This is a genomic window from Bradyrhizobium sp. 138 (assembly GCF_023074075.1).
Taxonomy (GTDB): Bacteria; Pseudomonadota; Alphaproteobacteria; order Rhizobiales; family Xanthobacteraceae; genus Bradyrhizobium.
The window spans coordinates 21049-37882 of sequence record NZ_JADPKT010000073.1 but is presented as its reverse complement, the minus strand read 5'-3'; the positions used below and the strand labels follow the sequence as shown (position 1 = coordinate 37882).

General features: G+C 65.7%; 12 protein-coding genes. 7 read left to right on the top strand and 5 right to left on the bottom strand.

Features of this window, described 5'->3' with window-relative positions; all coding sequences use genetic code 11:
• Nucleotides 1-67: 67 nt before the first annotated feature.
• The 3 genes from IVA79_RS25180 to IVA79_RS25170 all read left to right on the top strand — a co-directional run bounded on the left by IVA79_RS25180 (nt 68) and on the right by IVA79_RS25170 (nt 2988).
• Complete coding sequence (locus IVA79_RS25180; protein ID WP_247557982.1) at nt 68-838, top strand: DUF502 domain-containing protein; 771 nt, start codon at nt 68-70, stop codon at nt 836-838.
• A gap of 104 nt (nt 839-942) precedes the next feature.
• A complete protein-coding gene (locus IVA79_RS25175; protein WP_247557980.1) occupies nt 943-1800 on the top strand; it encodes an NAD(P)-dependent oxidoreductase in 858 nt (285 codons plus the stop codon).
• A gap of 129 nt (nt 1801-1929) precedes the next feature.
• Complete coding sequence (locus IVA79_RS25170) at nt 1930-2988, top strand: serine hydrolase (protein ID WP_247557977.1); 1059 nt, start codon at nt 1930-1932, stop codon at nt 2986-2988.
• A gap of 381 nt (nt 2989-3369) precedes the next feature.
• Here IVA79_RS25170 and recG read toward each other — a convergent pair whose 3' ends face one another.
• Complete coding sequence (gene recG / locus IVA79_RS25165; protein ID WP_247557975.1) at nt 3370-5478, bottom strand: ATP-dependent DNA helicase RecG; 2109 nt, start codon at nt 5476-5478, stop codon at nt 3370-3372.
• A 186-nt stretch (nt 5479-5664) separates the two neighbouring features.
• Between recG and IVA79_RS25160 the strand changes: the two genes are divergently transcribed.
• Nucleotides 5665-5955, top strand: a complete 291-nt coding sequence (locus IVA79_RS25160; protein ID WP_247557973.1) for a succinate dehydrogenase assembly factor 2 — start codon at nt 5665-5667, stop codon at nt 5953-5955.
• The gene (mfd, locus tag IVA79_RS25155) at nt 5952-9470 is read left to right on the top strand and encodes a transcription-repair coupling factor (protein WP_247557971.1); all 3519 of its coding nucleotides are present in this window, start codon (nt 5952-5954) and stop codon (nt 9468-9470) included. The genes IVA79_RS25160 and mfd overlap by 4 nt, the downstream gene beginning before the upstream one ends.
• A 131-nt stretch (nt 9471-9601) precedes the next feature.
• Here mfd and IVA79_RS25150 read toward each other — a convergent pair whose 3' ends face one another.
• The 3 genes from IVA79_RS25150 to IVA79_RS25140 all read right to left on the bottom strand — a co-directional run bounded on the left by IVA79_RS25150 (nt 9602) and on the right by IVA79_RS25140 (nt 14275).
• Complete coding sequence (locus tag IVA79_RS25150; protein WP_247557969.1) at nt 9602-10825, bottom strand: GGDEF domain-containing protein; 1224 nt, start codon at nt 10823-10825, stop codon at nt 9602-9604.
• A gap of 86 nt (nt 10826-10911) precedes the next feature.
• Nucleotides 10912-12414: a class I adenylate-forming enzyme family protein gene (locus IVA79_RS25145; protein WP_247557967.1), complete on the bottom strand. Its 1503-nt coding sequence runs from the start codon at nt 12412-12414 to the stop codon at nt 10912-10914.
• A 4-nt stretch (nt 12415-12418) separates the two neighbouring features.
• Nucleotides 12419-14275, bottom strand: coding sequence for an extracellular solute-binding protein (locus IVA79_RS25140; RefSeq protein ID WP_247557965.1), 1857 nt, complete (start codon nt 14273-14275; stop codon nt 12419-12421).
• 261 nt (nt 14276-14536) lie between these two features.
• On the opposite strand from IVA79_RS25140, the gene IVA79_RS25135 reads away from it, so the two are divergent.
• Entirely contained in the window at nt 14537-15361 is an 825-nt protein-coding gene (locus IVA79_RS25135; protein ID WP_247557963.1) for an invasion associated locus B family protein, read from the top strand.
• Between the two features lie 77 nt (nt 15362-15438).
• Here IVA79_RS25135 and hspQ read toward each other — a convergent pair whose 3' ends face one another.
• A complete protein-coding gene (hspQ, locus tag IVA79_RS25130; protein WP_018317973.1) occupies nt 15439-15771 on the bottom strand; it encodes a heat shock protein HspQ in 333 nt (110 codons plus the stop codon).
• Between the two features lie 106 nt (nt 15772-15877).
• Between hspQ and IVA79_RS25125 the strand changes: the two genes are divergently transcribed.
• Complete coding sequence (locus IVA79_RS25125; RefSeq protein ID WP_247557961.1) at nt 15878-16831, top strand: AEC family transporter; 954 nt, start codon at nt 15878-15880, stop codon at nt 16829-16831.
• Nucleotides 16832-16834 lie beyond the last annotated feature (3 nt).

The window sequence follows — 16834 nt, the reverse complement described above, 5'->3', positions numbered from 1 at the left end:
CGGTCGCGGTCTTCCAAAACCTGCTAGAAGACCCTAGCTTGTGTGCTGCGACCGACTTGGAACCCGAATGACCCCCCGCGACGACGCGCCTGCGCCTCTTGATCCCCTGCCGGAACCTCATACCGGCCTGATGGGCCGCTTCCGCAATTATTTCCTGACCGGCCTCATCGTCACAGGGCCGATCGCCATCACGCTGTATCTGGTCTGGTGGTTCGTCACCTGGGTCGACGGCGTGGTGCGGCCGTTCGTGCCGCTCGCGTACCGGCCGGAAACCTATCTGCCGTATGTCATTCCCGGCTGGGGGCTGGTTGTCGCGTTCTTCACGCTGACTCTGGTCGGCTTCCTCGCGGCCAATCTGATCGGCCGGACGCTGGTCGACGTCGGCGAAACTTTCCTCGGCCGGATCCCGGCGGTGCGCGCGATCTATCGCGGCTTGAAGCAGGTGTTCGAGACGCTGTTCTCGGGCAAGGGCTCTAGCTTTCGCAAGGTCGGCCTCGTCGAGTTTCCCTCGCCGGGTATGTGGTCGATCGTGCTGATTTCGCAGTCTCCGAACGAGGACATTGCGCGCAACCTGCCGGGGCAGGAGGAGCACGTCTCGGTGTTCCTGCCGTGCTCGCCGAACCCGACCACCGGCTTCTTCTTCTATGTTCCGAAGAGCAAGATCATCGAGGTCGATCTCACCGCCGAGGACGCGGCGACGCTGATCATGTCGGCCGGCGTGGTGCAGCCGGGCTCGGCGCCCGATCCGAAGAAAGCCGCGGCGCTCGCCGGCGTGGCGAATGCCGCGCGTATCGCCAACGCGTCGGCGCTTCAGCCCGAGCCTGCGAAGGTGGAGTAGGGCCATTCCCTTGCGGGATGGCGTCGGTCACGCGCGCGCTGACATCCTCTGCTAGTCTCCTGTCGAGCCGGGCGCCTCGCTCGGCGTTCGATCTGGAGTGCATCATGTCCAAAACCATTGCGATCCTCGCGCCCGGCGCCATGGGCAGCGCCGTCGCCCGCCGCCTCAGCGAGCACGGCGCGCGCGTGCTGACGTCCTTGAAGGGGCGCAGCGAGGCAACATTGAAGCGCGCAGCCGACGCCGGCATGGTCGGTGCCGATGACGACGCGATCGCAGGTGCCGACATCATTCTTTCGATCGTGCCGCCGGGCGAAGCCGTCGCACTGGCGGAGCGGCTGGCGGGGCTGATCGTCAGGCGGGAGAAGAAGCCGATCGTGGTCGATTGCAACGCCGTCAACGTCGATACCGTGTTGCGGATCGAGGAGATCATCGGCTCGGCGCAGGCCCCGTTCGTCGATGGCGGCATCATCGGCTTCCCACCGCAGCCCGGGGCCAAGAGCCCGGCCTTCTACATGTCCGGCGAATACGCCAAGGATGTCGCCGTGCTGAAGGATCTCGGCCTCGACGTGCGGATCGTCGCAGGCCCGGTCGGCGCGGCCTCCGCGCTGAAAATGTCCTACGCCGGCATCGTGAAAGGCCTCGCCGGCATCGGCTCGGCCATGGTGATCGCGGCAACGAAAGCGGGCGCGGCGGACGCGCTGCGCGACGAGCTTGCGCTGAGCCAGCCCGCGATCCTGGCCCGGCTCGAAGTCGCGCTGCCGGACATGATCCCGAAAGCCTATCGCTGGGTCGCGGAGATGCGGGAGATTTCAGGTTTCCTTGGGCCTGATCATCCCGCGAGCCAGATCTACGAGGGTTTTGCGCGATGGTTCGAGCATCTGGCGGAGGATGCGAAGGGCGAGGCGGTGGATGCGGGGCTACTGAAGGCGTTCGCGGCGAGCATCGCGCGGAAGAAGGCTTAGGTCGGTCGCTCAACAATCAGGCGTTGCCGCAGCCAGTTTGAGCATCTTTCAAGTCCACGGCGCCGCAAAAGGGACACACGCAAGACCAACTCTCGACCGTCGTGGGAAATGGTCGCGGAGAAACCTGACATGCGGACGTGGGGCAGTGTTGTTGCGGCGTTGTGTGTCTTCACCCTGAGTCCCCTCGGGGCTCAATTTGTGTTCGGGGCCGAAGCCCCATCCGACTGCGGCATTCCGGCGGACGTCCATGACGGATGGACGATGACCTCGCCGGAAAAGCAGGGGGTGAATGCGACGCTGCTTTGCGCGATGGGCGACGGCATCAGCGGTGGCAAGCTCGCCAACGTGGACGGCGTTGTCATCGTTCGTCACGGCGTGCTCGTCTACGAGCGCCACTACTCGCGTTTCGACGCGGCCACGCGGCACAACGGCTATTCCATGACCAAGAGTGTCGTCTCGTTGCTGGTCGGCATCGCCATGGATCGCGGCTTGATCAGCGATCTGGATGTTCCCGTTGTTTCGTACTTTCCGGAAAATGCCGATCTCCGTATGCCCGGCAAGGATCCGATTACCCTGCGCCACCTGCTGACGATGTCAGCGGGACTGGGCTCGAGCGGAGCTCCCGGTATTGCTTTCGCATACAGCGATGGGGAAACGGAGCTTATTGGAGCCATCCTGAAAAAAGTCACAGGCAAGGCTGTCGATGTGCTTGCTCAAGAGGACCTGTTCGCTCCGCTCGGCATCAAGGATGTGAGTTGGTCCCGGGATCCGCTTAGCGGTCTTCCGACCTCGGCTCACGGGCTGAGCCTGCGCCCCCGCGACTGGGCGAAAATCGGCCAGCTCGTTCTCAACCGTGGCGTTTGGGAGGGGCAGCAGATCGTTTCCGCATCCTGGGTGGCTCAATCGACGGCCGAGCAAATCAAGACGGATGAGCCGCTCTCTGCTGGCTATGGGTATCAGTGGTGGCTTGGTCGATCACTGGACAAGGGCCGTGACGTGCAATGGGTTGCCGCGAAGGGCTTCAACTCCCAGAAGATCATCGTAATCCCCGCGCTCGACATGGTTGTCGTCTTCAACGCGTCCCGGCAGTCCAAAAACATGGTCGCGCCGGAGCTGGACTTGTTAGATCGATACATCTTGCCTGCGGCTGCAAATGATGGATCAGGCACGGTCTCTGCGCTGCGCTGAAACCGAGCCCAGAAAGCCCTGGATGTCCCGGTCGCATCTCAGGCGTACGACCGGGACGTCAGGGCTATATTGGATGCGCTCGGCCTCGATGACCGGCACGCGCTCGGTGTCGTAGCGCCATGCTTCGCGCATCAACTTCCAGTCGAACCGTTCCGCTACTCTGGGAGCCAACGACGATGATCCGGCGCATGGTGGGAGGATTTCATGAAGTTGGCCGCGGGGAAAGGGTAGGACTTCTGCAACGACTCCATCCGCGTCATTGCGAGCGCAGCGAAGCAATCCAGAATCTTTCCGCGGAGGCACTCTGGATTGCTTCGCTGCGCTCGCAATGACGAGGAGGAAACTCTGCGAGTCCCTCTCGTGCCACCTTCGCGGAAGCCCTCAACCCGCCCCGATCAGAGGGATCGCCTCGTCGCGCTCGTAGAGATACAGCAGGCAGCGTAGCGCCTCGCCGCGCTCGCCCTTGAGCTTCGGATCGTCCTTCAGGATCCGCAGCGCTTCGTCTCTCGCCTGGGCGATGAGCTGACCATGCACCTCCGGGCGCGCGATGCGGTAGCCGGGCAGGCCGCTCTGGCGCACGCCTAACACGTCGCCTTCGCCGCGCAGCTTGAGATCCTCCTCGGCGATGCGAAAGCCGTCGGTGGTTTCGCGGATCACCTTCAGCCGGGCCTTCGACATCTCGCCGAGCGGCTCGCTATAGAGCAGGATGCAGGTCGAGGCTTCCGAGCCGCGCCCGATGCGGCCGCGCAGCTGATGCAGCTGGGCGAGACCGAAGCGCTCGGCGTTTTCGATCACCATGATTGTCGCCGCCGGCACGTCGACGCCGACCTCGACGACTGTGGTCGCAACCAGCAGCCCTATCTCGTGGGCGGCGAACTGGCCCATCACGCGGTCTTTTTCCGCGCCCTTCATCTGGCCGTGAACGAGACCGACGCGATCGCCGAAACGCTTTTGCAGGCTTTCGAAACGCTTGGTCGCGTTGGTGAGATGCTCGGTGCCCTCCGCCTCGGATTCGTCGACCAGTGGGCAGATCCAGTAGACCAGCTTGCCGGCCTCGAGCGCTCGGCCGACGCCCTCCATGACCTCGCTGATCCGGCTCATCGGCACCGCGCGGGTGTCGATCGGCTGGCGGCCCGCCGGCTTTTCGCGCAGCTCGGAGATGTCCATGTCGCCGAAATAGGTCAGCACAAGCGTGCGCGGGATCGGTGTGGCGCTCAGAACCAGCACGTCGACGGCTTCGCCCTTGGACGTGAGCGCGAGACGCTCGCGCACGCCGAAGCGATGCTGCTCGTCGACGATCGCGAGCGCGAGATCGTGGAAGATCACGTCGTCCTGAATCAGCGCATGAGTGCCGACGAGCAGGTCGATCTCGCCGGCTTCAAGCTGCGCCAGCAGCTCGCGCCGCTCCTTGCCTTTTTCGCGCCCGGTGAGGATGGCGACGCGCATGCCGGCGCGCTCGGCGAGCGGGGCGATGGTCTTGATGTGCTGGCGCGCCAGGATCTCGGTCGGGGCCATCAGCGCCGCCTGCTTGCCGACCTCGGCGACGGCGGCGGCAGCAAGCAGCGCCACGACTGTTTTACCGGAGCCGACGTCGCCCTGGAGCAGACGCAGCATGCGCACGGGTTGTTGCAGGTCCTCGGCGATGGCGGCGGCGGCGCTGCGCTGGGACGGCGTGAGGGCGTAAGGCAGGGCGTCGATGATCTTGTTGCGCAGATGTCCGTCGCCGGCATTGCGGACGCCGGCGGGACGGCGCAGTTGCGCGCGGATCAAAGCGAGCGCGAGCTGGCCGGCCAGGAGCTCGTCAAAGGCGAGGCGCGACCAGAACGGCTGGTCGGGCAGGATGTCCGAGAGCTCGACCGGCTGGTGCACGCGGGTGAGCGCTTCGGCGACCGGCGGAAAGTTACAGCGGCGCATCACCTCCGGGCTGATCCATTCCGGCAGTGCCGGCAGCTTCTGCAGCGCCTGCCCGATCGCGCGGCGGAGCGAGCCGAGCGCGAGGCCCTCCGTCAGCGGATAGACCGGATCGATGCCGGAGAGTTTCGAGACCGCTTCCTCATCCAGCACCCGGTCGGGATGCACGATCTGCGGAATGCCGTCGTACATCTGCAGCGTGCCGGAGACGTAGCGCTTCTCGCCGACAGGCAGCAGTTTTTCGACATAGCCCGGCTTGGCGCGAAAGAAGGTCAGCACGACGTCGCCGGTGTCGTCGCTGGCGTAGACCAGATACGGCGCGCGCGAATTGCGCGGCGGAGGCGGGCGGTGGCGGTCGACCGTCACCTCCAGCGTCACCATGGTTCCCTGCACGGCGTCGCGGATTTTTGGCCGCGCGCGGCGGTCGATCACCTGGCTCGGCAAATGCAGCAAGAGATCGACCAGCCGCGGCGTCTCGCTGCGGCTGAGCAGGTACTGCAGCAGCTTGTCCTGCTTCGGACCGACGCCGGGCAGGCTGGTCACGGCAGCAAACAGCGGATTGAGCAGGCTGGGGCGCATGGATGCGAATCTAGGATCGTTTCGGCTCGTCTTGCCCGGCTTTATGCCGGGCATCCACGTCTTTTTTCGGAGCCCTCGTCCGGGCATCAGGCTATGCCAAATCGAGGGCTGACACGGCCACCCCGAGTGGCTATATCACCCCCGCCCGGCACGTCCGGGCTTTCTGCGTTTGACTGGATTTGAGACATGACGGGAACGACACGATCGAGCAGCGGGCTGGACGATCGCCGCAAGCGGCTTTTGTTCCGCTGCTGGCACCGCGGCACGCGCGAGATGGATCTGATCCTCGGCCGCTTCGCGGATGCCCAGATCGGCAATCTGTCGGATGACGAGCTGACGCAGCTCGAGACGCTGCTCGAGGTCAACGATCCCGATCTCTATGCCGCCATCACCGGCGATAAGGTGCTGCCGGCTGATGTCACCGGCGCTCTGTTTGCCCGCATCAAGGCCTATCCGATCGCGGACGGCGGCGTATGAAACAGGGCATGAAATCCCCGGCCGAGCTGCTAGCGCCCGGCCGTGCGCTGACGCTTGCCAATGTCGCGGAGGGCGCCGAAGGCCTCGTCGTCTCCGATCTCGCCCGGGCCATCGCGGCGCGGCCGAAGAGGCCGGCCGTCAGCCTTGCGGTGGTCTGCCGCGACGGCCCGCGCATGCGGCAACTCGAACGCGCGCTGCAGTTCTTCGCCCCCGATCTGCCGGTGCTGACCTTCCCGGCCTGGGATTGCCAGCCCTATGACCGCGTCTCGCCACATGGCGGCATCCTGGCGCAACGCCTGACCACGCTGGCACGGCTTGCGTCCCTGACCGGCAGCGACAAGCCGCTGATCGTGCTGACGACGGTGAACGCCGTCGTGCAGCGTGTGCCCGCGCGCGAGCTGGTCGCGGCGCAGGCGCTGTCGGTGGCGCCCGGCAACGTCGTGCCGATGGACACCATCGTCGCCTGGCTCGAGCACAATGGCTACAACCGCTCCTCGACCGTGCGCGAGCCGGGCGAATATGCCGTGCGTGGCGGCATTCTGGACCTGTTCCCGGCCGGCCTCGAACAGCCCGTCCGCTTCGATTTCTTCGGCGACAGCCTGGAATCGATCCGCTCGTTTGATGCCGAGACCCAGCGCACGCTGCTCGACATGCGCTCGCTCGATTTGGTGCCGATCTCGGAATTCCAGCTCGTCACCGACACCATCCGTCGTTTCCGCATGGGCTATGTAGCCGAGTTCGGTGCGCCCGAGCGCGACGATGCGTTGTATGAGGCCGTCAGCGAAGGCCGCCGTCATCCCGGCATGGAGCACTGGCTGCCGCTGTTCCAGGACCGGATGGACACGCTGTTCGACTATCTCCAAGGCGCGGCAATCGCGATCGAGCCGCAGGCCGAGGATGCAATCCGCGAGCGCTTCAAGCAGATCCTGGACTATTACGAGGCTCGCCGCGATGCCATGGAGCATCCGGGCGGCGGCGCGATCTACAAGCCGCTGCCGCCGGATCGGCTTTATTTCACCGACGAGGAGTGGACCAAGCGCGAGCGCGACATGCCGCTGGTGCGGTTGACGCAGTTCTCGGTTCCGGCCGATGGCACAAGTGTCGTCGACGCCGGCGCGCGCAAGGGCCGCGACTTCGCACCGGAGCGCAACGACACCACGGTCAACGTGTTCGAATCCGTGGTCAGCCATGTGATGGCGCTGCAGGCCCAGCGCAAGAAGGTCGTGATCGCGCTCTGGAGCGAAGGCTCGCGCGACCGCATGACCTCGATGCTGCGCGACCACAAGCTGACCCATACCACCAGCGTCAACTCCTGGCGCACGGTGCAGGCCACCCCGCGCAACGAGACCATGCTTGCCGTGCTCGGCCTCGAGAGCGGTTTCGAGACCGACGAGATCGCGCTCATCAGCGAGCAGGACATTTTGGGCGACCGCCTGGTGCGGCCGCGCAAGGCCAGCCGCAAGCTCGACAATTTCATCTCGGAGGTGACGAGCCTTGCCGCCGGCGACATCGTCGTCCATGTCGACCATGGCATCGGCCGCTTCGTCGGCCTGCAAACGCTGGATGTCGCCGGCGCGCCGCATGACTGTCTCGAGCTGCATTATGCCGCCGAGACAAAACTGTTCCTGCCGGTCGAGAACATCGAGCTCTTGTCGCGCTACGGCTCCGACCAGACCCCGGTCGAGCTTGACCGGCTCGGCGGCGGCGGCTGGCAGACCCGCAAGGCGAAGCTCAAGAATCGCATCCGCGAGATCGCGGGCGAATTGATCAAGATCGCGGCCGCGCGCCATCTGCACGAGGCGCCCAAGCTTCTGGTGCAGCCCGGCCTCTACGACGAGTTCTGCGCACGCTTCCCCTATGACGAAACCGAGGATCAGTTAGGGGCCATCGAATCCACGCTGAAGGACCTCGAACTCGGCCGCCCGATGGACCGGCTGATCTGCGGCGACGTCGGTTTTGGCAAGACCGAGGTGGCCTTGCGCGCCGCCTTTGCCGTCGCGCTCGAGGGCAAGCAGGTTGCGGTCGTGGTGCCGACCACGCTGCTCGCGCGCCAGCACGCACGAACCTTCACCGAGCGCTTCAAGGGCTTTCCGGTGAATGTGGCGCAGGCTTCGCGCCTGATCGCGACCAAGGAACTCAATCTGGTCAAGAAGGGCATTGCCGACGGCGCGGTCGACATCGTCGTCGGCACCCATGCACTGCTCGGCAAGGCGATCAAATTCCGCGATCTCGGCCTCGTCATCGTCGACGAGGAGCAGCACTTTGGTGTGACTCACAAGGAGCGGCTGAAAGCGCTTCGATCCGAGGTGCACGTGCTGACGCTGTCGGCGACGCCGATCCCACGCACGCTGCAACTCGCGCTCACCGGCGTCCGCGAGCTCTCGATCATCGCCTCGCCCCCGGTCGATCGCCTGGCGGTGCGCACCTTCGTCGCCCCGCATGATCCCCTGATGATCCGCGAGGCATTGTTGCGCGAGCGCTATCGCGGCGGGCAGGCGTTCTACGTGGTGCCGCGCATCGACGACCTCGCCGAGGTCAAGGATTTCCTCGACAAGAACGTCCCGGAGATGAAGGTCGCGGTCGCGCACGGCCAGATGCCGCCCGCTGTGATCGAGGACATCATGACCGCGTTCTACGACGGCAAGTTCGACATCCTCTTGTCGACCACGATCGTGGAATCCGGTCTCGACATTCCCAACGCCAACACGCTGATCGTGCATCGCGCCGACATGTTCGGCCTCGCCCAGCTCTATCAGCTCCGCGGCCGCGTCGGCCGTGCCAAGCTGCGGGCCTATGCGCTGTTCACGCTGCCGGCGCAGCAGAAGATCACGGCACAGGCCGAGCGCCGGCTCACCGTGCTGCAATCGCTGGAGACGTTGGGCGCGGGCTTCCAGCTCGCCTCGCACGACCTCGACATCCGCGGCGCGGGCAATCTGCTCGGCGAGGAGCAGTCAGGCCACATCAAGGAGGTCGGCTTCGAGCTCTATCAATCGATGCTGGAGGAGGCGATCGTCAACCTCAAGGCCGGCGTCTCCGAGCCCGCCGCCGACCGCTGGTCGCCGTCGATCACGATCGGCATGCCCGTGCTCATTCCGGAGGATTACGTCAGCGACCTCTCGGTCCGGCTGTCGCTGTACCGGCGCCTCGCCGACCTCGACACCGAGGAGGAGATCGAGAACTTTGGCGCCGAGATGCGCGACCGCTTCGGCGTGCTGCCGGACGAGGTGCGGTACCTGTTCAAGGTCGCCGCGATCAAGGCGTTCTGCCGCAGAGCCAATGTCGGGAAGATCGATGCCGGCCCGAAGGGCGCCGTCATCGCCTTCCGCGACAATTCGTTCGCCCATCCCGATCGCCTGGTCTCATTCATCCGCAGCCACGGCCAGGCCGCCAAGGTGCGGCCCGACATGAAGGTGGTGTTCCTGCAGGACTGGGAGACCCCGGAAGAGCGTCTCGCCGGCACGACGGAGATCATGCGGCAACTGGCGCAGCTCGCGGAGAGCAAGAAGGCGGCGTAAGGTGAGGCGAGGTGCCGTAGGGTGGATTAGCCGAAGGCGTAATCCACCAGCTTTGTCGTGGAAAGAGAAGGTGGGTTACGCCCCGCGCCTGCGCTTCGCGCAGTCGCAAGGCTAACCCACCCTACGAGACCTTACGACGCCGCCCTTGACGCATCAGCCGACAGCCGCGCCAGCAACGACCTGGCCGTATCCGACGGCGACAGCGAGTCAACGCTGACGACGGGCTCGCTGCGCATCTCGTGCTTGCCGTTGGAGGTGTGCCGCATCACTGCCGACAAACGCCGCGCGATCATATGGGCGGTGCGGAAGTCGGTCTCCGCGAACACCACGATGACCGAGCCGTCCTTCTGCGCCGCGCCAAAATCCATCTGCCGCATCAGGCGGCTGAGGATGCGGGCAGCGTCTAACTGGGCGCGGGAATTGCCGGGGTCGAAGGCGAAGCGTGCGACCGACAGGCCGCCGCCGTGGGCCAGCGTCTGCTCGACCGCCTTGGCGAAATCGCGGGCGAAGGCTTCCACCGTGAGCAGGCCGCTGCGTGGGTCGAGCCAGCCGCCGGCATCGATCGAGCGCAGCGTGCGGCTCAATTGCGCTTCCATCGCGTGCTGGCGGATCAAGGGCAGCGCATTGGCCGCGACCTTGGCCGGCTCGCCCGGGATCAGCTCGAGATTGGGCAGGTCGTAAGTCTGCGTCAACTGGTGCGCGGTGACGACCACGGGCAGGCTGCGGAAGCGGGTGTCCTCGGCGAGCACCGTGAGGAAGGCGTCGGTGACGCGCGCCGTAAACCCCTCGGCGAGCACGACGCCGTCGAGATCGCGGGTGTTGAGATGTTTCGCAGCGGCCTCGATCGAGAGCGCGCCGATCACGCCGACGCGTTCACCGAGCGCCACGGAGAGCGCGGGATAGGCTGCGCCCCTGCCGATCAGGAGCACGGTGGCATCGCGTGCGGGATCGCCTTCCGGCGCCGCGACCTTCACTTCCGGCAGCCGGCGCAGCACCGTGGCATGGAGCGTGCGTACGCGCAGAGCGGCGCGAAGCCGCGCGATCAGGCGGTCGGGATTGCCGCCGCGCGAGGAGAAGGGAAGGGCGTTGTGAGGCAGCATGCCCGCCGCATCCACGGCGACGAAGGGAAGGTAGGGCGATTGGTCGGCGATCTTCCTTGAGAGCGCGGCCATGTGCGGCTCGTGTCCGCCATGCATCGCAGCGAGAATCGCGGCTGGCTGCACCTCTTCGACCGCGCGTGCCGCGCTGGCCCAGTCGGTGTCGACCACAGGAAACAGCCGGGCCTCGTCCAGCGCCCCGACGAAGGGCGGCCGTTCGGCATTCGACACAAACAGGATCGGGCCCGCCTGGGACATTCGACAAACTCTGATCACGCGACAGTTGCCGCGCAATCTAGTTTGGCCGCATTAATGCAGCGTCAACGTAGCAGGTGAAACTGCGCCTAGACCTGACCGGAGCGGTCGCGAAAAGCCTCGACCATCAGGGGGTTAAGGCCGAGTTCGCTGAGTGCCTCGCGGGCGCGGGCATTGTCCTGGGCGCGGCCGGCCAGCCTGTGGCCGGAGAGGCGGTCGGGCAGCGCGGTGAGGAGGGCGCCCTGGCCAAGCCGGCGGGCCCATTCCTGCAGGTCGTTGGAGAGGAAGCGGTAGCCGCCGACGGCCATGATGCCGGAGGGCGGCGCGGTGATGCAGATCGCGCCGCTCGGGCGGTCGAGCCGCGCGGCATAGCCGGTGTCGACATAGTCGCGCGGCGGCTGCGCCGTCAGGCTGTCGCCGACGGGCTGCGGCGGGGCATAGGCCGCGATCGGCACCATCGCGCCGCGCAGGCCGAGCGTGCCCTTCGGCGTCAGCAGGATCTCGCCGGCAATGGAGGAGCCCGCCTGCTCGCGCGGGGCGCCGTGCGGCCCCGGCATCACTGCGACCGGCATGCCGTCCTCGCCGCGGCGGGCGCCGAACAGGCCGGCCTCGCCGAACAGATAGACGTCGGTCAATGGCGCATGCGGAGCGATCCAGGCATCGCTTGCGGCCACCTGCTCGGGTGCGCGCCACAGGCCGATGACGTTGCGCAAGCTGGGCATCCGCGCCGCCAGGTCGGAATCGCCAAGGCGCAAGGCAAGCTGCGCCGGCGCGATCAGCACCTCGCATTCATGCTCGTTGATCTGCTGCTCGAGCACTTCGTTCTCGAACGGATGATGCAGCGCCAGCACCCCGCCGCACAGCAGCCACACTGCCAGCGAGGAGGCGAGGCCTGCGAACGACATTGGCGCGAACGCCGCCATCAATGTCGCGCCCTGCCTGATGTCGGCTTCCAGCGACATCGCCAGCCCGCCGGCGATCAGGCTGAAATGCGGCCGCGGCACCGGCCGAAAGCCTTCCGCCGTGACGTCGAAGGAGATCATCGCCGCCTTGCGGCCGTCCTGGATCACGGCCCGCGTGGTGCCGGGCGGGCGGGCCAGCACCTCGTCCAGCGAAGCCATGCCCTCGGGCAGATCGGTGCCGAAGCCGCAGACGTGACGGATCGAGAAGGCTTCGGCGGCCGCATGCATCGCGAGGTCGGCATAGCTGACGCCGTCGACCGTGCTCATGGTGACGATGGCACGCGCCGCGGTGCGATTGAGCGCCGCGGTCAGTTCCGCATGCCGCCACAGCAGCGGCAGCACCGCGACGACAAGCCCGGCGCGATGGGCGGCGAGCACGGTGAGCACGAACTCGACCGTGGCAGGCAATTGGATCGCAATGACGGAATTGGCCGGCAGGCCCGATTCGACGAAATAGGCCGACAGCGCCTCGATGGCCGTGTCGGCCTCGGTATAGGTCATCCGTCGCGGCTGGTGCCCGGTCACGCGCGCCTTGTTGAGGGGATCGAGCAGTGCGGTCGCGTGCGGTTGCCGGATCAGCGTGCGCTGAAACAACGTGTCGAGCGTCGGCGATACGGCTGGCTGGTTCACGGCGTCACTTTGCTTGATGAGCTTGCGGCTGCCCCTTCGACCACCAGGTCTCCGGCAAATAGCCTGAGAGCGAGGTGGCCTTGGGCCGTTCTATCCGATTCCAGCGCGCGATCCATTGCTCGGATACGTTAAACAGGGGGATTGTGTAGAAGCCCGCGATCAAGGCGCGATCGAGCGCCCGTACCGACGCGACGAAATCCGTATGTTCACGGGCCTCGAGCAGGGCGGCGATCATGGCATCGACCGCGCCATCCCTGGCGCCCATGTAGTTGCGGGTCCCTTGATTGTCCGCGGCGGCGCTGCCCCAGTAGAAATATTGCTCGTTGCCGGGTGATAGCGACTGATCCCAGCGGTTCTGGATCATGTCGAATTCGAATGCGAGCCGGCGCTGGTCGAACTGCACGGGATCGACCGACCGTACACTCGGCTCGATGCCGGCGCGCTTGAGGTCGCGCTGGAACGCGAGTGCGACGCGCTCCTGGTCGCGGGTCGTGACCAGGATCTCGAAGGTGAAGGGCGCCCTTGTCGCGCGATTGCGCAGCACGGTTCCGTCGAGATCGTAGCCGGCCTCGGACAAGAGTTTCAGCGCGGCGCGCAGCGTGGTGCGGTCGCGCCCCGAGCCGTCGGTCACCGGCAGGCGGTAGCTGCCGTCCATGATGTCAGGCGGAATTTGAGCCGCGAACGGCTTGAGCAGCTCGCGCTCGCGCGCATCCGCAGGCCGGCCATAGGCCGACAGCTCAGAGCCGGCGAAATAGCCGGCAACGCGCGAATAGAGCCCGAAGAAGTAGTTGCGGTTGACCAGCTCGAAGTCGAACAGCAGCGTCAGCGCCCGGCGCACGCGGATGTCGGCGAAGATCGGCCGGCGGGTGTTGAACACCAGGAACTCGGATGGCTGCGGCAGGCCCGGCTTGACGGTGTCGCGGATCACCTCGCCGCTTTTCGCGGCCGGAAAATCATAGCCGTCGTGCCAGCGCAGCGGCTCATGCTCGACACGGAAATCGTAGAGGCCGCGCTTGAAGGCTTCGAACTGGCCGTTGGCCTCGCGAAAATAATCGAGCCTGATCTCGTCGAAATTGTAGAGCCCGCGGTTGATGGCCAGGTCGCGGCCCCAATAGTCGGGATTGCGGGTGAGCGTCACGCTGGCGCCGGGCTTCACCGCCGTGACCCGATAGGGACCGGAGCCGATCGGGCTCGTCAGCGTCGTCTCCTCGAAGGTCGCGACGTCGATGGCATGCTTGGGCAGGATCGGCATCAGGCCGAGGATCAGCGGCAGCTCGCGGTCGTTGGCGCCTGCGAGGTCGAATCGGACGGTGAGGGGATCGGTCGCCTCGGCCTTGGCGACCTTGGCGTAGTATTGCCGGTGGTTCGGCCGGCCGTGGTCGCGCAGCAGCTGCCAGGAGAACAGCACGTCCTCGGCCGCCACCTGCTTGCCATCGGAGAAACGGGCGCGGGGATCGAGGCGGAACGTGACGAAGCTTCGCTCGTCGTCGGTCTCAATGCTCCTGGCGAGCAGGCCATAGAGCGTGAACGGCTCGTCATTGCCGCGCGCGAGCAGGCTCTCGACCACGTAGCTCCGCAACTGCTGCACGGCCAGCCCCTTCACGATGAAGGGATTGAGGCTGTCGAAGGTTCCGAGAACACCCCAGGTCAACCGGCCGCCCTTGGGAGCATCGGGATTGGCATAGGGCATGCGGGTGAAATCGGCGGGCATCGCCGGCTTGCCGTGCATGGCGATGGCATGAGCCTCCTCGGCCCGTGCAGCGCCGGTCGAGAGTCCCCCGCAGAGGGGCAAGACGAGGACTGAGGCCAAGACGCAAAGGCGGACACCGGGGCCCTCGAAAAGGCGTTGGAACATGAACATCAGCACACGTTGATTCGAGGGCCGGCTAGTCTTGAATCCTATCACAGGGAATTTCACCGGGTGGAGCTGCGGGTGTGGCCAAAGGCGCTTGTCGGCATTGATCTTTTCGTCGGCCACGTTAAGAAGGCGGGCAATCGCGCAAGAGCGCCGAGCCCGTCACTTATCCGCCTCAATTGACGGGGAGAGAGCCGCGCCCAACGCGGCTAGGTTCGGTGCTTCGGAGCGGTTCGGGCACTTCCCGTTCAGAAAGGGTTTTCCGCAATGAATTTCCGTTACTTGGCCGCGTCCGTACGGCCGCGCGGGCGACTTCTCGCCCTGTTGACGGCGACGGCGTTGGTCGTCCCGTTTGCCGCCGAGGCTCAGACCCCGGCGCCGGCTCCGGGTGCGCCCGCACCCAAGGCGACTCCAGCCCCGAAGGCCGCGCCGAAAGCCGCCCCCAAGGCTCCAGCGCCCGCAGCGTCTCCGCAGGCCCAACCGGCTCCCGCCCAGGGCGCTCCGGCGCAGCAGGGCGCGGCCCAGCCGGCCGACCAGCAGATCCAGCTGATCTACGCCCCCTGGACCAAGTTCTGCCTCAAGGGCCAGGACGCCAACGCCAAGCAGGTCTGCTTCACCGGCAAGGACGGCCGCATCGAGTCGGGCCAGCCGGTTATCGCAGCCGTCATCATCGAGCCGGAAGGCGAGCCCAAGAAGATCCTGCGCGTGACGCTGCCGCTCGGCATGCAGCTGGTGCACGGCACCCGCATCATCGTCGACAACAACGCGCCGCTGCAGAGCCCGTATGTGATCTGCTTCCAGAACGGCTGCATGTCGGACTACGAGGCGACGCCCGAGCTCATCAACAACATGAAGAAGGGCCAGAACCTCGTTGTCCAGGCGATCAACGCCAACGGCGCGCCGCTGACCCTGCCGCTGCCGCTCACCGGCGAATTCCAGAAGGCCTATGACGGTCCGCCGACCGATCCGAAGGTGTTCGAGGAAACCCAGAAGAAGCTCCAGGAAGAGCTTCAGAAGAAGGCCGAGGAACAGCGCAAGAAGCTCGAGCAGCAGGGTGCTGCCCCTGGCGCGGCGCCGACTGGCCAGAAGTAATCGAGGCCAAATCCCCGATATGAAAAAGGCGCTCGGTTTGAGCGCCTTTTTTGCTGGCCGTTGGCAGGCAGCGAATTTCAGTTCAGCGAAGGATTGCGCGGGCGGTAGCCGCCGTCCTTGTTCTTGATGAAGATCTCGGCCACCTGGGAATGCCGGATCGGTTCGCCCGACTCGTCCGGCAACAGGTTCTGCTCGGAGACGTAGGCGACGTATTCGGACTCAGCGTTCTCCGCGAGCAGGTGGTAGAACGGCTGATCCTTGTGGGGCCGTACCTCCTCGGGGATCGACAGCCACCACTCCTCGGTGTTGTTGAATTCCGGATCGATGTCGAAGATCACGCCCCGGAACGAGAAGATCCGGTGGCGCACGACCTGTCCGATCTGGAATTTGGCGGTCCTCGCTTTAATCATCCCCCGTCGATAGACCAGGATTGTGGCCGATGCTAGTGGCCTCATCTGGAATTGGCGTTCACTTCAGGGGCGGATAGCCCCCAAGTCTTCAGAAAACACTTCATCAATGCTCGATATCCTCAATCTCGCGCTACCTTATTTTGGCTTGATCTTCGTCGGTTTCGCGTGCGGCAAGGTCAAATCCCTGCCGGAATCGGGCCTCGCCTGGATGAACTTCTTCCTGCTCTACGTGTCGCTTCCGGCACTGCTGTTTGCGATCATGTCGAAGACGCCGTTCTCGGAATTGAACAACCCGCCGTTCCTGGTCGCGACCACGCTGTCCACCGTCGCCGCGTTCACCCTGGCGCTGGTCGTGGGCAAGGTTTTTGGCCGGCTGACATTGCGCGAGGCGACGCTCGCCGGTCTCTCCGGCGGTTACGGCAATATCGGCTATATGGGGCCCGGACTGGCGCTGGCCGTGCTCGGGACCAAGGCTGCGGCGCCGACCGCGCTGATCTTCTGCTGCGACAGCATCTTCCTGTTCACCATCGTGCCACTGCTGATCGAGCTCTCCGACCGGGACCATCCCTCGATCGTGCACGCCTTCGGCGTCGTGCTGAAGCAGATCGTGCTCAACCCGCTGATCATGTCGGCATGTTTCGGCGCGGGTTTCGCATCGCTGCATATCGAGATGCCGGTCGCGCTCGATCGCACCATCACCTTCCTGCAGAACGCCGCGGCTCCGACCGCGCTGTTCGTGCTCGGCGTCACCGTGGCGCTGCGGCCGTTCGACCGCGTGCCCTGGGAGGTGCCGGGCGTGATCGCGGTCAAGCTGCTGTTCCATCCGCTCGCAGCGTTCGGCCTGATGCTTGCATTCGGGCCGTTCGCGCAGCCCTGGGCCGCGACCGCCGTGCTGATGGCCTCGCTGCCACCGGCGCTGAACGTGTTCGTGATCGCCCGGCAGAACGATGCCTGGATCGAATCCGCCTCCGTCGCGGTGCTGCTCGGGACCTTCGCGTCCGTGGTCACGCTGACCAGTGTGATGTGGGCGATCCAGACCGGACGGCTCGCGTTCCCTTAAGAG

Bases quoted from the DNA above. Each gene is read 5' to 3' on its own strand.
- IVA79_RS25180 (WP_247557982.1), top strand. From the start codon at position 68: ATGACCCCCCGCGACGACGCGCCTGCGCCTCTTGATCCCCTGCCGGAA.
- IVA79_RS25175 (WP_247557980.1), top strand. From the start codon at position 943: ATGTCCAAAACCATTGCGATCCTCGCGCCCGGCGCCATGGGCAGCGCC.
- IVA79_RS25170 (WP_247557977.1), top strand. From the start codon at position 1,930: ATGCGGACGTGGGGCAGTGTTGTTGCGGCGTTGTGTGTCTTCACCCTG.
- recG (WP_247557975.1), bottom strand. From the start codon at position 5,478: ATGCGCCCCAGCCTGCTCAATCCGCTGTTTGCTGCCGTGACCAGCCTG.
- IVA79_RS25160 (WP_247557973.1), top strand. From the start codon at position 5,665: ATGACGGGAACGACACGATCGAGCAGCGGGCTGGACGATCGCCGCAAG.
- mfd (WP_247557971.1), top strand. From the start codon at position 5,952: ATGAAACAGGGCATGAAATCCCCGGCCGAGCTGCTAGCGCCCGGCCGT.
- IVA79_RS25150 (WP_247557969.1), bottom strand. From the start codon at position 10,825: ATGTCCCAGGCGGGCCCGATCCTGTTTGTGTCGAATGCCGAACGGCCG.
- IVA79_RS25140 (WP_247557965.1), bottom strand. From the start codon at position 14,275: ATGTTCATGTTCCAACGCCTTTTCGAGGGCCCCGGTGTCCGCCTTTGC.
- IVA79_RS25135 (WP_247557963.1), top strand. From the start codon at position 14,537: ATGAATTTCCGTTACTTGGCCGCGTCCGTACGGCCGCGCGGGCGACTT.
- hspQ (WP_018317973.1), bottom strand. From the start codon at position 15,771: ATGATTAAAGCGAGGACCGCCAAATTCCAGATCGGACAGGTCGTGCGC.
- IVA79_RS25125 (WP_247557961.1), top strand. From the start codon at position 15,878: ATGCTCGATATCCTCAATCTCGCGCTACCTTATTTTGGCTTGATCTTC.